The sequence below is a fragment of the Dietzia sp. NPDC055877 genome, from assembly GCF_053615975.1.
In genome coordinates this window covers 18,021-33,559 of sequence record NZ_JBSHCV010000010.1, presented here as the reverse complement: position 1 = coordinate 33,559, position 15,539 = coordinate 18,021, and the positions used below count along the sequence as shown (strand labels likewise).

Below are 15,539 nucleotides of genomic sequence, written 5' to 3'. Positions count from 1 at the left end.
CCTGCGATGAGGCAGCCGGCCGCCCGGACCCTCAGTCGTCTCCACGACGGTGGTCGTGCTTGCGCAGCCGCGCGCGTTCGGCTTCCAGTGCCGGTCCGGCCGGCCGGGCTGATCCGGCCGTGTCCCCGCCGCCTCCATCGAGTTGGAAGTACTCGTACAGGCGGTCCTCGTCGGCGGCCGTGAGATCCCGGCCGGCTTCCACGCTCGGTGCGTCCTTCACCTGTTCCTTGGTGAATTGCACGTGGACCTCGCTGCCGTCGACGCGGGCGCCCCGCAGCGGCACGAAGCTCTCGGTTGTCAGGAGCTTGCTGGTCGAAACGGTGGCGAACGTGGGTTCATCGGTGCGGTCGTCGAGGTAGACCGTGCTGAGTTTGCCGATCTTGTCTCCCGAACTGTCGTAGACGACCGTGCCGTAAAGACGATCGAGTAGTTCCTTGTCGATCATGGCGGACTCCCTGGGTAGCCGGTTCAAGCACTCGCCACGCTAGGAGCCCGCCAGTGGGTTTGCGACCGGTCCGATGCCCCGGCCGCCCTGGGCGCGTGCCCCGCGGGTATGGCGTCACCGCAGCCCCGGGAGCAGGTGCGGCCACCTCTTTTCGCGGTAGCCGGCGGCGCGCCGTGGAACACTCGCGGCCAAATCAATCGACGACGCTCGCGTCCGCGACAGCCGAGGCGCCGGGCAGAGCAGAGGTGCGCACGCATGACCACAACGCCGAAGATGCCCACCGACTGGTACTTCGAGGATTTCGCCGAGGGAGAGGTGTTCCGGACCCAGGGGCGCACTATCACCGAGGCCGACCTCGTGACGTTCGCCGGGTGGAGCTGGGACACCAATCCCGTGCACACGGACGCGGTCTCCACCGTGGAGCGGCGGTTCGGGGGCCCGATCGCGCACGGGGTCCTGGGGCTGTCGGTGGTGATGGGTCTGGCGTCGCGGGTGGGTGTGTTCGACGGCTGCTCGGTGGCGTTGCTCGGGATCGACGGCTGGCGGTTCCACCTGCCGATCAGGGCGGGGGACACGGTGCGTGCGGAGATCACCATCACGGGGACTCGCCTCACGTCGTCGGGGGAGACCGGTGTCCTGGAGCGGCGCTTCGAACTCTTCGGCGCCGACGACAAGCTTGTGCAGAGCGGCCGGATCGACCTGATGGTGAGCTGCCGGCCGACGGCATAGGGACGGTCGGTGGCGGTCGGGGGAGGGAATGACGACAACGACGACGAAGCTCGCCCCCGCACGAACGAAAGCTATTGCCCGAATTTGCAACCGAGCGGAAGCCCGAGGGCTCGGCAGCGAAGCGCCATTCTAGGCACAAAGTTCGATGTGTAGGCGAACTTGTCAGAGTAGCCAGCGACCCGTGTCTCAAATTCCAAGCACAGAAGCCTGGGCGAGGACATCGGCAGGCATTGGACGCCGAAGTTCCCAGCGAATCTGGATCGGGCGTTCGCCGGAGTGCGAGACGTAGTCAGCGTTGCCCAACAGCATGAAGGGCGCAGTCGCTACGTCATCTTTCGGTGAGTTCCGGACCGCGAGTAGGACGCTGGTCCCGATCTCGCGCTGACTGAGGTATCGACGGCCGGTCTTCGATGACTGCGAGGTGCCCGACTGCGATTCCCAGTCAAACAACGTTGGCGAAACAGGGACGTCGCGGTACATCGTCGACGGGCTGAAGATGGCCTCGTCCTTGTGGAGATTGATAAAGAAGATGTCGGTCTGGTGGGCTTCAGACCAAGCGACGCCTTCGCGGGATCCCTGCGGTCTTCCGTCCTTGCCGCGCCAGTCGAGCGCTGAAAGGAGTTCCTCGCGGCTGTAGCTCGCATGTGATCGCAGGGGGAGGTCAACGAGGTTGCCCTCGAGTGGAAGCGGAACGTGGTGGATGTTCCGGGTCGCAGCTTCCATGAGCTGTATCAGTTCTTCGAAGAGCCGGGGGAACGCAGCGAGTTCGGTGACGGTGCGAGCAAAGTCAGGCGTGGCCTGTGAAGGGACCAGGTAGTCCACGAGCATTGACGCCCAAAGATCGTCGCGGGTGAGCGCGTCGCCGGCCAAGATGGCTCCGGCTACGCGGGCGTATTCTCGAATGCGGTCGATGTCGTCAACTGTCCTCAAGCGTTGGAGCTTTTTGAGGAGCTTCTTTTCTTCGCCTTCTGGCTCGGCCTGCCCCGTCGCGATAGTCACGATCGTCGTCCAGGAACGATCTGTGCGGTATACGTCGTCCAGGTCGCGATTGGTTTCATCGAGGAATTCGGCCAGCTTGGGGACTTCTCCTAGTGATGACAGGTCCTTTGCTAGAGCGTTCTTGGTATTGGCGTTGACTGCCATCCTTATCGACTGGAGGACCTCTTCTCGAGATACCTCGTCGAGAACGATCCGCGAGGCGCCGGGAAGGGACGGGAATCCCACATCGAGGTCAGACTTGAGGCGGCGGCGCGACAACCCGGTCATTGCGTGGAACCTGCCAGCGAGGTTGAAGTCGGCACGATGTTGGCCCACAAAGTCCAAGACGATGAGAACCGCTTTGCCCGGGGAGCGACGCAAGCCGCGGCCGAGTTGCTGAATGAAGATCGTCGAGCTGGCGGTCGGACGCAACATGAGAACAACATCCACAGACGGGATATCGACGCCCTCGTTGAAGACATCGACGGTGAAGATGCATCGCAGCTCGCCCGCCTTCAGTTGCTCGACCAGGGCGCGGCGCTCGTCGGGGGCCGTGGTGCCGACTATGGCGGCAGACGGAAGACCCCGGGCGGTGAACGTTTCGGCCATGTAGTTGGCATGGTCAACTGAGACACAAAAGCCGAGAGCCCGCATCCGTGAGGGGTCTAGGACCTTCTCGCGGAGCGCCTTGAGGATGAGCAGTGTCCGAGCATCGTTGCCGGTGTACAACGCAGAGAGCGCTCCTGGACTGTATTGACCAGCGGTCCATTCGACATCGCGCAGATCGGTGTTGTCGGAGATCCCGTAATAGTGGAACGGGCACAACAGATCCTGCTCGAGCGCATCCCACAACCGCAGCTCGTACGCTGTGCGGCCATCAAAGAACTCACGAACGTCGACGCCGTCAGCGCGTTCAGGTGTGGCAGTCAGTCCCAACACTTCGCCGGCGTGGAACCTCGAGAGGAGCCTCCGGTAGCTCGAGGCCTCTGCGTGATGAAACTCGTCAATGACAAGTACATCCCAGTGATCCGATGCATCGGAATCGCGATCGAGGGATTGGATGCTGGCGAAGACGTGCTTCCACTTGCGTGGTCGGTCGCCACCCACGAAGAGTTCGCCGAAGGAACCATCGCCGAGCACCGCCCGGAATGTCCGTAGCGCCTGGACGAGGATTTCTTTGCGGTGCGCGACAAAGAGCAGTGAAGGCTGCGTGCCGCCGGCTTCTTCGACCAACCTGCGGTAGTCGAGCGCCGCGACGACGGTCTTTCCCGTGCCAGTGGCGGCGACCAGAAGGTTTCGGTGATGCCCGAAGACCTCGCGCTCAGTGGCAAGCGCGTCGAGCATCAGCTGCTGGTGGCCGAACGGACGCACCTCGAGCCCAGCGAGTGTGACCAGGACGGAGCCGCTTTTGCGACCACCGGCCTCCTCTAGCGCTTGGTCTAGCTTGTTGGCGTCGCGCTCTGGGTCGTATGGCTCGAAGTCCGGCAGATTCCAGTACGAGTCGAAGACCGTTCGGAACTTGGCGATCTGAGCAGTGTGGATCACGGAGGAAAGTCGCACGTTCCATTCCAGGCCGTCTACGAGCGCCGAACGGGACAGGTTTGAGCTGCCCACATAGGCGGTGTCGAATCCCGAGTGTCGACGAAAGAGCCAGGCTTTGGCGTGGAGTCGCGTGGAGGCCTTCTCGAAGCGCACCTTGACATGCGCCCCGTAGTCCCGCACGAGTACGTCGAGGGCTCTTCGATCCGTTGCGCCCATGTACGTCGTGGTGAGTACGCGCGGAGTGATCCCACGTTCGGCGAGTAGCTCGAACTGCGGAGCAAGCACCGTCACGCCGGTGAACTTTACGAAGGCGCAGAGTAGATCAACCTCATCTGCAGATTCCATTTCGAGGGCGAGCTCGTTGCCGAGACCGGGTTCGTCGCGGGCGTTGGTGAGAAGCGCGCCCTCTGATAGCGGTGTGGAGGGGCGTCGTGGCTGAGACTTGCCAGCGGGATAGATGGATTGAAGGACCGTGCCGCCTGCAAGGTCGTCATCCGACTCGATGAACTCGATGAAGCGCTCAACGAAGGCCAGTCGCTTGTCAACGTCGAGGGTTTCGAGATGTCGGCGAACTGCATCACCCACATGGCGACCAAGTATCTCGGGAGCCAGTGTGGGATCGAGCTCCACGATGTCGTGAGCGCGTGCAGTGACATCGAGACGACGCTGAAACCGCGGGGTGATGACGGATTCGTAGAGCCCATCGGGGAGAGGTGCGCTCAAGAATGCTGCTCCATCTGGGACTGAAAGGCGGGGGAAGTGAGGATTGCTACAGCCGGGATGTCTGGAGCGGCCCAATCGAGGGCGGGTAGCGAGCCAATGGAGACCCACCGCAGTTCGTCGTGATCAGTGCTGTGCGTTGGCACTTCTGCTGACGTCACGAAGTAGCAGGCCAGATCAATGTCGTTGTGGCCGACGGTGGTGACGGATCTGTCGATGAGGGCGTCGACCGAGATTGAGATCCCAAGTTCTTCCCGGATTTCGCGAACTAAGGCGGTTTCGGGAGTCTCGTCGTCGTCGACCTTCCCGCCCGGAAACTCCCACTTACCCGCAGCAGTCTTGCCGGGCGCGCGGCGGCAGGCAAGAACCGTGCTGTCGCGCACGAACACCGCCGCAACGACCTCAAGACGCCGCAATGGAGCTCCCTAGGTTTCGACTCGAATGATCAGGACTCGACCATATCGGGGGCGTCCGACATCACTTCGCCATATCCACCCAGTCCTTGAACCCGGACGGGTCGTGGCGGCCCATATTGGCGTGCTCGAACATGCCCCAGCCCTCGGCGCCGTTGCACCTCGCGCGGGCCACGTGGTCTACGACGTTGTACGGAAGCATCCCGGTGACGTCCGGGGAGGCCATGTCGTAGGAGACGGACTCACTCCAGTCGCGGCCCATCCAGCGGCCGTGCGACCAGGCCGGGTCGCCCACGTAGCCCGAGCCCATGCTGAGCGGGACGCCGAGCAGCGTGTCGATCTCCAGCAACAGCGGCTCTCCCAGGGGCGTGGTCAGGTGCACGCGAACGTGCTCGGGGTGTCGGGTGCCGGCGCGGTAGTCGACCTCCATTCGCGGCCATCCCAGCTGCTCGACCCGACCGTCGGCGAACACCCGACTCGCGTGGTTGAGACTGCGATGGCCGTCAGGGCTCTCCTGCAGGATGATCACCAGAGCGAAGTCGTCGAACCGCAGCGGGATGTACGTCCACCAGAACCCCTCCCGCGGCTCCTCGGCGAAGCGCTCCTGCGGATCCGGCGCGCCACTGGGGCGGATGCCCCAGGATCGGTCGCGGGTGCCGAGCCACACGGCCGGGTCCACCGCGAAGTCCTCGCCGTCGACGTTCAACATCCCCGACCAGCTCCCCACCTGCGCGAACCGGCTGGCATCCAACATCGTGCGCGGCCCGTCCATGAGGATGTGCCGCTCCTCGAGCACCGCCTCGAACGAGCCCTCCCACCGCAGATCCATAGACAGGTCCTCGTGCTCGCACACCACCCGCAGCGACCGCAGTGGCTCGATCACCTCGATCTGGTAGCCGCCGACCTCCGACTCGGTGGACCGGTCCTCGAGTGCATCCGAGAACCGCACCGACCGCTGCGTATCGCCATGGCGGACCGTGGCAAACGCGTCCACCACCCCGAGGTTCGGATACACCCCGAACCCGGTCACCAAGAACACGTCGCCCGAGCGGTCGTGGGCGTTGAAGTAGTTGCGGTCGTAGAAGTTCCGGTCACTCGTCGACACCTGCGCCATCGACAGCGGGGTCTGGTGAATGGGGAACTCGTCGAGCGGGGCGGGCTTCATAGGACGCCTTGTCGTTGGTGGGGAAGGAGCCGTGATCCCAGAGTGGCCGATAAAGCCGCGTCCTGACGCGACTTTGCTCCTCGTAGTGGCAACAGGAGCTACATTGTCGGCGCAACACAAAGGCCGGACACCTGTGAGCGGTGCCCGGCCTTTGACTGGGACGGTCAGAAGTTGTTGACCCAGGCGAGCCTGTTCGAGCTGAATGAGATGAATCCGTCGTTCAGCACAACGTACTGGCCCGGCTGTGCGGCGGGATCGCCGTCAAAGCAGACATCGCCGGCAACTTGGCCGCCGGGAGCGAGATCTCCAAACGACAGCTCGGCGCGATCGCCGCCATACGCCGTCATCCTGGATGCGCCGTTGGGGTCCTGCATCTTCCAATCAATGGAATTGAACTGGACCGGTTTGTCACCGTCGTTCTTGATGGTGATCGTGGTGCACATGACCGGGGTGCCAAGGACCGTGGTTTCGGCGGTCAGCGGTGTACTGGTGGTAGCGATGCCGTCCTTAGTGATGGTGTCGCCGGCGTTCGCCGAAGTGTCCTTGTCGGTCTTTCCTTGGAAGTCCACTCCGGATGGTTCGTCCTGGACGGCGCTCTGAGAACTATTGTCCCCAGGGGTCACGGACGGGGAGTCATCTTCGCCTGAGCTCACTGCAGCGATGATGATCACAAGCAGCACCAGCACGCCGAGGACGATGAGACCAACCTTCATGCACCCGCCCTTCTTCTTCGGCGGAGGCTGCTGGGGGTAGCCCTGCTGGGGGTAGCCCATCTGCGGGTAGCCCTGCTGGGGGTGGCCGTACTGCTGCGAGGGCGGGCCCGGCTGCCAATTCGGGTCCGGAGTGCCCTGAGGGGACTGAGGGGGTTGGGTCATATGGACTCCAAGTGTGAGGGACGCTTACTAAGAACTTCTTCAAAGGATAGATGACAATCCGTGTCCGGAACAGGCGGCAACCGCGGTGTGAGCGGGAGCCGCGTGTAGTGCAGGTTGACACAGAGTGCCCCCACGTTCCAACGCCAAGAGGAAGGGAGTCTGTCCGCTGAAGTGCTGAAACCTTTAGGCGGTGTTAATCAGGGATTGAAGTAAATGTCAGGGCTAAGTGTGCTTGCGTCAGTTGTCTACAGGGTCGAGGACGGTCACCAGGGAGACCTGCGCCATCGACAGCGGGGTCTGGTGAACGGGGAACTCGTCGAGCGGGGCGGGCTTCATCGGCGGGCCTTGTCGTGTGTGGGGAGGGAGAGGTAATTCCACACTGGCGGACGGCACGACCGGCTGGCCCGGATTCGCTCAGATTGATTGCGGGAGCCGCGTGTCGATGCTCTGCAGCGGCGGTCTGTTGCGGAGGGCGGGGGTTACGCGCATACCCTGCCGTGGTGTACACATATGACTACAGCGTATGTACACAACTGACTACAGCGACGGCGTCGGGCCGCCGTGGCGGGGCTGAGAACCGCACCGTTCCCGACCCCCGACAGCAGAGGTAGCCCCATGCAGTTCTCCACCCCGATCGCGTTCAGCCCGATCGATCAGATCCTCGACCTCGCCCGCGCGGCGGAGGACGCGGGTTTCGCGCGGATCACGCTTCCCGATTCGCTGTTCCTGCCGCACCGGCAGGACACCGACTACCCGTACACCCCTGACGGGTCGCGGATGTGGGACGAGAACACCCCGTGGGTCGAACCGCTGACCGCGATCGCCGCCATGGGGGCGGTCACCTCGACCATTCGGTTCTGCCCCCAGGTGCTCAAGTTCGGCCCTCGTCAGCCACTCCTGCTGGCCCGGCAGCTGTCCACGGTCTCCCACCTGACCGGCGGTCGTGTGGACCTGGGCGTCGGCATCGGGTGGGACCCCAACGAGTTCGCCTGGTGCGGCGTGCCCTACCCGGGCCGCGGCAAGCGGGTGGACGAGATGCTCGAGATCCTCCGCCTCGCCGGCGACGGCGGCTGGTTCGAGTACCACGGCGAGCACTTCGACTTCGACCGCCTCACGCTCGACCCGGCTCCTCTCACCCAGGTGCCCTTCTACGTGGGCGGGCACACCGCGCCGGCGCTGCGGCGAGCGGTCCGCGTCGGCCAGGGGTGGACGTCGGCGATGATGGGGTTCGACGAGATCGTCACGACGATCGGGCGCCTCGGTGAGCTGCTCGAGGCCGACGGGCGCTCGCTGGCCGACCGCGGCGACGGCCAACCGTTCGCCATCCAGGTGGCGTGCATCGACAAGTACGGCACCCGTGGATTCGCCGAGCTCGCCGACGCGGGCGTCACGGACGTCATCGTCATCCCCTGGCTGATCGAGGGCCACGGGTACGACGCCCCACTGGAGGTCAAACGCGAGTCCCTCGCCCGCTTCGGCGAGAAATACATCACCCCGTGACTCTGCGTGACCACCGCACCGACACCCACAACCGCCACCCCTCAGGAGCCACGAATGACTGACCACGCCCCCCTCAAGCTCGGTTACAAGGCCTCGGCCGAGCAGTTCGGTCCGCGCGATCTGGTGGAGTTCGCGGTTTTGGCCGAGCGGGCGGGGATGGATTCGGCGACGGTGTCGGATCATTTCCAGCCGTGGCGTCACGACGGTGGTCATGCGCCGTTTTCGTTGTCGTGGCTGACCGCTGTCGGCGAGCGCACTGAGCGGCTGCAGTTGGGCACGTCGGTGCTCACGCCGACGTTCCGTTACAACCCGGCGGTGTTGGCGCAGGCGTTCGCGACCATGGCGTGCCTGTACCCGGGCCGGGTGTTCCTCGGTGTGGGAACGGGTGAGGCGCTCAATGAGATCGCCACCGGTCACCGGGGTGAGTGGCCGGCGTTCAAGGAGCGTTTCGCGCGTCTGCGTGAGTCGGTCCGGCTCATGCGTGAGTTGTGGACGGGCGAGACCACCAGCTTCGAGGGCGATTTCTACTCGACCAAGGACGCCTTCCTCTACGACGTACCCGAAGGCGGCGTGCCGGTGTACATCGCCGCGGGTGGTCCGGTGGTGGCCAAGTACGCCGGTCGCGTGGGGGACGGCTTCATCTGCACCTCCGGCAAGGGGATGGAGTTGTACACCGACAAGTTGCTGCCCGCCGTCGAGGAGGGCGCCGCGATCAACGAGCGTGACTCGGCGGCGATTGATCGGATGATCGAGATCAAGATCTCCTACGACCCCGACCCGGCCGCAGCGTTGGAGAACTGCCGGTTCTGGGCGCCGTTGTCGCTGACGCCTGAGCAGAAGCACTCGGTGGACTCGCCGCGGGAGATGGAGCGTCTGGCCGACGAGTTGCCCATCGAGCAGGTCGCCAAGCGTTGGATCGTGGCCTCTGACCCGGATGACGCGGTCGAGCAGGTCAAGCAGTACGTCGACGCCGGCCTGAACCACCTGGTCTTCCACGCCCCCGGCCACGACCAGAAACGCTTCCTGGACCTGTTCTCCACGGACCTCGAGCCCCGACTGCGCAACCTGGCCTGAGCCTGCCGATCAGCGGAAGCCGCGGGCCCAGCAGGCTCCTCGACAGTGAGTTCAGCTGGAGCCCGTGGTCATCGGATCGCCTACCCGGCCGTTATGTCGGGCATTGAGAACGACAGCCGGGAGCGTGCCGAACGCGATGAGCAGCAGAGCCCAGTATCCCAGCAGATCGGCCCAGGCGAAGAAGGAGAGCATCAGCAGGATCATCGCGACAGCTCGATACACGTAGATGGCGCCCGGGTTGTTCTTCGGCTGCCCGATGAACTGGGGTATCTTCTCCGCGCTGTTCGCCCGGCTCAGCTGGCGGAACGCCACCGTGAACTGGACGGTGCCGGCGAGCCATGCGACTGATCCCCAGAAGAGCTCCATGGCGGCAGTCCACAGGACAGCGTCGCGCCCTGCAAGTTCGACACGCCTCAGGCCGCCGCGGGTAGTCAGTCGGCGATGAGGCGGTAGAGCATGGTGTTGTGCAGGACGTAGTCGTCCGGGTTGTCGGGGGTCTCCGCCTCACCGAACTCGATACGACGACGATGAATTCGTGCCAGGATCACCGCCTGCCTCAGGCCCGCGTAGGCGTAATAGAACGGCAGATCGCGGACCGTCCGGCCCGTGAGCAGTTCGTACTGCCGGACCACCTGATCGTGGTCGAACAAGTCCGGGATGCCGGGGAAGCCGTACGTGACCGCCAGATCCTGGAACAGGTCGTGGAAGTACAGGAACCAGCCCAGGTCCACCTCGGCCGGCGCGAGGGCCGCCATCTCCCAGTCCAGCACGGCGGTCGGGGTGGTGCCCTCGTAGAGGATGTTGCCGATCCGGGCATCGCCCCAGCTGAGCACGTCCGGACCGGGGCCCGCGGGCCAGTTGGCCTCGATCCAGGCGAAGGCCTTCTCGATCACCGGGATCCTCAGTCCGCCCTCGCGGACCGTCCACTCGTAGTACTCGCGCTGCTCGTCGACGTGCGCCCGTAGTCCGTCGCCCTCGCCGGGTCGGTCGGAGACGAGTGAGGGGAGGAGTTCCGCGGGCTTCTCGATCCCGTGGAGCGCGGCGAGCACGGCCACGGACTCGCGCTGCAATTCCGCCCGCTGCTCGGGGCTCATCTCGAGCAGCCAGCCGCCGAACACGTACGGGGGATTGTCGACGGGCGCGACGCCGGTGGCCCGGTCCATCACCAGGAACGGCGACCCCAGCACTGCCGGGTCCTCCTCGAGCCAGCGCACGCGCGGGACGGGCAGATCGGTGTGCTCGCCGACGACCCGCATCACGTCGAACTGCCGGGCCAGGTCGTACACCGGGAACACCGGGAAGGCATCGTCGAGCGGGCACATCCGGGCCACGAGCCGCGCAGACTCTCGCTCGCCGGTGTCCGCCGATGTCCAGGAGGCGTCGAAGAGGATCGAGATGTTGGACATTCCCGACGCGTCGGGCCGCGTCACCTCGCCCACCTCGACGCCGCCCCGTCCGTCGGGTGCGTCACGCGCGCCGCCTGCGTCACGCGCGCCGCCGGTGACCTCGGGGCGGCCCTCCAGCCACGAGGTGAGGCGCCCGCGCAGGTCGTCGAGATCGGCCTCGCCGGACGTCACCGTCTGATCCAGCGGCTTGTCGGTCTGTGTCATTGTTCGTCAACCCCTCACCGGGTGCCTGATGGCGCGGGCTGTGCTCGCGGCCGATCTCAGTGTGACGTACGGCACACCGGACGGGGCTCGAATCGGGACGCCGGTGGAGGCGATGGTGGGGGAGGGGGAACGTTGTCGTCGTCGCCACTCCTCCGGCGCCCCCGCCGGGGCTTGGTGATCCGTCACCGACCGGGCGATTTCAGTAGCATCGGGGCATAGTGCCGCGGAGTCCGCCTGCGGGTGTGGACCGTCGCCGCCGGCCCCCTCAACAGCAGAAGGCGAACCCACATGGCCATTCCCCTGAGCATCCTCGACCTGGTCTCCATCCCCGAGGGCTCGACCGCCCGTGACGGCATCGCCGCCTCGATGACGTCCGCGAAGCTCGCCGACGAGCTGGGCTACCACCGACTCTGGTTTGCCGAGCACCACAACACGCCCAACCTCGCCTCCAAGGCCACCTCGCTGCTCATCTCGCAGGCCGCCGGCGTCACCGAGAACATCCGCGTCGGCTCCGGCGGCGTCATGCTGCCCAACCACGCGCCGCTGATGGTGGCCGAGCAGTACGGCACCCTCGCCAACATCCACGGCGACCGCATCGACCTGGGACTCGGGCGTGCCCCCGGCACCGACGGCATGACCGCCCAGGCGCTGAGCCGCTCCTCCGCCGAGCCGCAGGCGTTCGCCCAGCACATCTACGACCTGCAGGGCTGGTTCGGCGAGTCCGGCACCGCGCACAGCACCCCGATCTTCTCTTCGGTCTCCCAGGGGATGGAGGTGCCGATCTGGGTGCTCGGCTCGACCATCAACGGTGCCTCCATCGCCGGGCAGCTGGGCCTGCCGTTCTCGCTGGCCTCGCATTTCGCGCCCGACCAGATCGATGACGCCGTGCGCGTCTACCGCGAGACGTTCAGCACTGAGGCGCCCACCGCGCGGCTGGAGAAGCCGCAGGTGATGGCCGGCATCAATGTGATGGTCGCCGACACCGACGAGGAGGCCCGGCGGCAGTTCACCACGCTGCAGCAGATGTTCCTCGACATCCGTAGCGGACGCCAGCGCAAGATCCAGCCGCCAGTCGACCCGTCACAGTTCGCCGGCACCAGCCCCGCGATGCTCCAGATCAGCGCCGTGGGGTCGCCGGACACGGTGAAGGCCCAGCTGGAGGAGTTCGCCGAACGCACCGGCGCCGACGAGCTCATCACCGTGACCTACGCGCACGACCCGGCCGTGCGGGACCGGTCGATCGAGCTGCTGGCCGACCTCTGGTTCTAGTCCCCGGGCCGCGTGGCCGCGAGGACGATCTTCACCGTGCGCTCGATCTGCTCGTCGGACGCCTGCCGACCCAGCATCATGGGGGCCAGGAACAGTGGTGCGACCAGCACGTTGACCACCGCCTCGGGGGAGTGTTCGTCGGAGATCTCGCCCCGCTCGGTCGCGCGCTCGACCATCCGCCGCCACCCCTGCACGGCCGGCTCGTACTGCGCCAGGACCAGGCTGCCGAACTCGGGGTACCTGCGGCTGGCGATGAGTGCCGTGGTGGCCACCTCGACAGGATTCGCGGCGAACGACGCGATCAGGTGCGCGAACTCGCGGACGTCGGACTCCCACGCCCCGGTGTCGGGTGGCGTGACCTGGCGGGCATGTCTGGACAGTCCCTCCACGAGCACGTCCTCGTGGGTGGGCCACCACCGGTAGAGGGTCTTGCGGCTCACGCCCGCGCGCTCGGCCACGTCCACCATCGTGAAGTCGATCCGGCCCTCCGCGAGGAACGCGAGGCAGGCATCGGCCACGGCCTCGCGGACCTTCGCGCTGCGACCCCCGGCGCGCGTCCGGACCCGTCCGGGTGACTCGGCGGGGCCGGAGAGCGCCCCGTCATCGACAGCATCCACCTGGGCATTCACCACGACACCTCCCATTAACGACACAGTGTGTTGACTTTGCGTTCCGGCGTGCGCATGATGTGAACCACGCCACTCGCACGCTACGTCCTCGACGGCCCCTCTCCGTCCGGGCGCGCACCACCGGCGGCCCGCGACCGGAATCGTCTCGTCGACGGGGTCATAGAAAGGAACGCTCTATGCCTACCGGACCGTCCTACGACGTCGCCGTGGTGGGCGCCGGCCCGATCGGCTCGGCCACCACCCGACACCTGGCCGGCCGTGGCGCCTCGGTCATCGTGATCGGCCCCGACGAGCCCCCGACTTTCGCCGATCACCAGGGCACCTGGGCTGGCTACTACGACCAGGGCCGCCTCGCGCACGTGCTTGAGGTCCCGCTCATCACGTCACTGCTGGCCACCCGCTCGCTGCGCCGTTTCCCCGAACTGCGCGAGCGGACGGGAATCGAGTTCACCGCGCCCACCCACTCGCTCAGCGTGCTGCCCGACCTCGCGGACGGGGCCCCGGGCGCGGACTGGTTCGACCGCGACCGACTGATCCGCAACGCTGAGGACCTCGGGGTGGAGGTGACCGCGCTCAGCGAGAGCGACCTGCACCGCGAGTACCCGACCCTGCGGTTCGCCCCCGGTCACGTGGGGGTGGTCCAGCGTGATGCCCACATCCTCAACCCACGTGAGCTGGTGCGCGCCGAACTCTCCGCCGCCACCGCCGCCGGCGCGAGGGTGGTCCGCGACGAGGTGACCTCGCTGAAGACCACGAGTGGGGGCGTCACCCTGACCGGGAAGTCCGGCGCCGCGTGGCGGGCCCACCACGTCGTCGTCGCCACCGGCGCGGCCACCAACATGACCGGCCTCCTCCCTCGCCCTCTACAGATGAAGACGTTCGGCGCCACGGTCGTTCTGGTCGAGGTGGACGATCCCGCCGCCGTGGACATGCCCGCGATGATGTATCTCAAATTCCTCGACGGGCGCCTGCGATTCGGCGGGATCGTCATGTCACCACTGCGCTACCCCGACGGCAGGTGGTACCTCAAGGTCTCCGGCAACAGTCTTCTGGCCAACCCGCTGGCTACCGCCGAGGAGGTGGCCGCCTGGGTGAGGACCGGAGGTGGCGACGACGACGTCGACGACGCCCTGACCGTTCTCTCCGAACTGATGCCCGGCCAGCGGCTCGGCCCGGCCCACACGCGGCCGTGCACGGTCTGCCAGACGCCATCCGGGCTCCCGGTGATCGACCGCGTCGACGCCCGGACCGTGATCGCTGTCGAGGGCGAGCGGGGCGCGATGGCCGCCGACGAGATCGGCCGGCTGACCGCCGAACTCACGCTCCGCGGCGACTGGAACGACGGCATCCCGCAGGAGGTCTTCCGCGCCCGGTGGGCGGATGAGTTCGACGACGTTTCGGACAAGGCGGTCCCGGCATGAGACTCGTCATCCTCGGCGCCGGCCACGTGTCCGCATCGGTGGCCCGCATCCTGGCCGCCACGGGCGGATACGGCGAGATGGTGATCGCCGACCTCGATCTGGAGAAGGCCACGGAGGTCGCCGAAGAGGTGGGCGCCATCGCTGCGCAGTTCGACGCCGCCGACACGGCGAGCATCGCGGCCGTCATCACCGGCGCCGACGTGGTGTTCAACGCGGTCGGACCGTTCTACCGGTTCGGGCTGCCGATCGTGCGCACCGCGGTCGAGTGCCGGGTCGACTATGTGGACGTCTGCGACGAGTTCGACACCGCCGCCGCCCTGATCCGCGACACCGACCTCGACGCCGCGGCCCGGGCTGCGGGCATCTCGGTGGTCTTCGGCATGGGGTACGCGCCCGGGATCACGAGCCTGATCGCCGCCTGGGCCGTCGGGACACTGGACACCGCGCACAGTGTGGACGTGGCGATGGCGGTGCCGTACACGCTGAAGATGGGCGCGACCATCAACGAGCACATGCTCCACTCGATGTCCGGGAACGTGGCGCAGTTCCTCGACGGCGAGATCGTCGACGTGCCGGCGTGGGGAGACCCGCGACCGTTCGCGTTCAGCGCCCCGTTCGACACCACCGTCGACATGGGCTACATGGGCCATCCCGAGGGCATCACGATCGGCACCTACCTGCCCGGAGTGCGGAACGCGACCGTCCGATTCGCGTGGTTCGAGCCGGAGGCCAACGAACTGTGGCAGAGGTACGAGAAGCTGGGGCTGACCAGTGCCCGGGCCGACCGTCGGCTGCCCGTGCCGCCGAGGCGCTACCTCGCCCACTTCATGGACACCCCTGAGGGGCAGCGGGCCCTGGCGGTGGAGTCCGCCGGCATGCCCGGCACCGCCATGCAGATCGTGGCACGCGGCGAGCTGGACGGAGAGCCGGCGCGCGTGACGTTCGAGACCCAGGTGGTCTACACCGGCCGGGGCGGGCAGGACCCCACCCCGCACGCGGCCGCGGCCGCGGTGCGCGCGATGCTCGAGGGCACGATCACCCGAACCGGCGTCATGTCACCGGAGGCCTGTATCGATCCCGAGCCATTCGTCCGCTCGGTTTTGGGGCCGCTCGGCGTGAGGCTCACCAGGCAGGTCGCCATCACATCGTCGCTGGAGTGAGCCCGGGGC

At 66.4% G+C, this 15,539-nt stretch carries 14 protein-coding genes; 6 read left to right on the top strand and 8 right to left on the bottom strand.

Going from position 1 to position 15,539, the window contains the following annotated elements:
• Positions 1–31: 31 nt before the first annotated feature.
• Complete coding sequence (locus ACWGLC_RS11610; protein ID WP_452100054.1) at positions 32–445, bottom strand: PRC-barrel domain-containing protein; 414 nt, start codon at positions 443–445, stop codon at positions 32–34.
• Positions 446–700: 255 nt separating this feature from the next.
• Here ACWGLC_RS11610 and ACWGLC_RS11605 point away from each other — a divergent pair, with 255 nt between their 5' ends.
• The gene (locus ACWGLC_RS11605) at positions 701–1,174 is read left to right on the top strand and encodes a MaoC/PaaZ C-terminal domain-containing protein (protein ID WP_452100053.1); all 474 of its coding nucleotides are present in this window, start codon (positions 701–703) and stop codon (positions 1,172–1,174) included.
• A 186-nt stretch (positions 1,175–1,360) separates the two neighbouring features.
• On the opposite strand, the gene ACWGLC_RS11600 is transcribed toward ACWGLC_RS11605, so the two are convergent.
• The 4 genes from ACWGLC_RS11600 to ACWGLC_RS11585 all read right to left on the bottom strand — a co-directional run bounded on the left by ACWGLC_RS11600 (position 1,361) and on the right by ACWGLC_RS11585 (position 6,705).
• On the bottom strand, positions 1,361–4,417 hold the full coding sequence (locus tag ACWGLC_RS11600) for a DUF3427 domain-containing protein (RefSeq protein ID WP_452100052.1): 3,057 nt from the start codon (positions 4,415–4,417) through the stop codon (positions 1,361–1,363).
• Entirely contained in the window at positions 4,414–4,803 is a 390-nt protein-coding gene (locus ACWGLC_RS11595; protein WP_452100051.1) for a (deoxy)nucleoside triphosphate pyrophosphohydrolase, read from the bottom strand. Before ACWGLC_RS11595 ends, ACWGLC_RS11600 begins: the two co-directional genes overlap by 4 nt.
• An 88-nt stretch (positions 4,804–4,891) precedes the next feature.
• Positions 4,892–5,992: a hypothetical protein gene (locus ACWGLC_RS11590; RefSeq protein ID WP_452100050.1), complete on the bottom strand. Its 1,101-nt coding sequence runs from the start codon at positions 5,990–5,992 to the stop codon at positions 4,892–4,894.
• Positions 5,993–6,156: 164 nt separating this feature from the next.
• On the bottom strand, positions 6,157–6,705 hold the full coding sequence (locus tag ACWGLC_RS11585; protein WP_452100049.1) for a DUF4352 domain-containing protein: 549 nt from the start codon (positions 6,703–6,705) through the stop codon (positions 6,157–6,159).
• Between the two features lie 777 nt (positions 6,706–7,482).
• On the opposite strand from ACWGLC_RS11585, the gene ACWGLC_RS11580 reads away from it, so the two are divergent.
• On the top strand, positions 7,483–8,367 hold the full coding sequence (locus ACWGLC_RS11580) for a TIGR03619 family F420-dependent LLM class oxidoreductase (RefSeq protein WP_452100048.1): 885 nt from the start codon (positions 7,483–7,485) through the stop codon (positions 8,365–8,367).
• A gap of 54 nt (positions 8,368–8,421) precedes the next feature.
• Positions 8,422–9,441 (top strand): glucose-6-phosphate dehydrogenase (coenzyme-F420), encoded by a 1,020-nt coding sequence (fgd, locus tag ACWGLC_RS11575; RefSeq protein ID WP_452100047.1) that lies wholly within the window; start codon positions 8,422–8,424, stop codon positions 9,439–9,441.
• A gap of 51 nt (positions 9,442–9,492) precedes the next feature.
• On the opposite strand, the gene ACWGLC_RS11570 is transcribed toward fgd, so the two are convergent.
• On the bottom strand, positions 9,493–9,807 hold the full coding sequence (locus ACWGLC_RS11570) for a hypothetical protein (RefSeq protein ID WP_452100046.1): 315 nt from the start codon (positions 9,805–9,807) through the stop codon (positions 9,493–9,495).
• A 65-nt stretch (positions 9,808–9,872) separates the two neighbouring features.
• A complete protein-coding gene (locus ACWGLC_RS11565; protein ID WP_452100045.1) occupies positions 9,873–11,051 on the bottom strand; it encodes a phosphotransferase family protein in 1,179 nt (392 codons plus the stop codon).
• Between the two features lie 288 nt (positions 11,052–11,339).
• Here ACWGLC_RS11565 and ACWGLC_RS11560 point away from each other — a divergent pair, with 288 nt between their 5' ends.
• Entirely contained in the window at positions 11,340–12,320 is a 981-nt protein-coding gene (locus tag ACWGLC_RS11560; RefSeq protein ID WP_452100044.1) for an LLM class flavin-dependent oxidoreductase, read from the top strand.
• Here the strand turns inward: ACWGLC_RS11560 and ACWGLC_RS11555 are convergent.
• Positions 12,317–12,952 carry a TetR/AcrR family transcriptional regulator C-terminal ligand-binding domain-containing protein gene (locus ACWGLC_RS11555; protein WP_452100043.1) on the bottom strand — a complete coding sequence of 212 codons (636 nt, stop codon included), beginning with the start codon at positions 12,950–12,952 and terminating at the stop codon, positions 12,317–12,319. The genes ACWGLC_RS11560 and ACWGLC_RS11555 overlap by 4 nt on opposite strands.
• Before the next feature lie 173 nt (positions 12,953–13,125).
• Here ACWGLC_RS11555 and ACWGLC_RS11550 point away from each other — a divergent pair, with 173 nt between their 5' ends.
• Both ACWGLC_RS11550 and ACWGLC_RS11545 read left to right on the top strand, forming a co-directional pair.
• Positions 13,126–14,370 (top strand): NAD(P)/FAD-dependent oxidoreductase, encoded by a 1,245-nt coding sequence (locus ACWGLC_RS11550; protein WP_452100042.1) that lies wholly within the window; start codon positions 13,126–13,128, stop codon positions 14,368–14,370.
• Positions 14,367–15,530, top strand: coding sequence for a saccharopine dehydrogenase family protein (locus ACWGLC_RS11545; RefSeq protein WP_452100041.1), 1,164 nt, complete (start codon positions 14,367–14,369; stop codon positions 15,528–15,530). Before ACWGLC_RS11550 ends, ACWGLC_RS11545 begins: the two co-directional genes overlap by 4 nt.
• Positions 15,531–15,539: the final 9 nt, after the last annotated feature.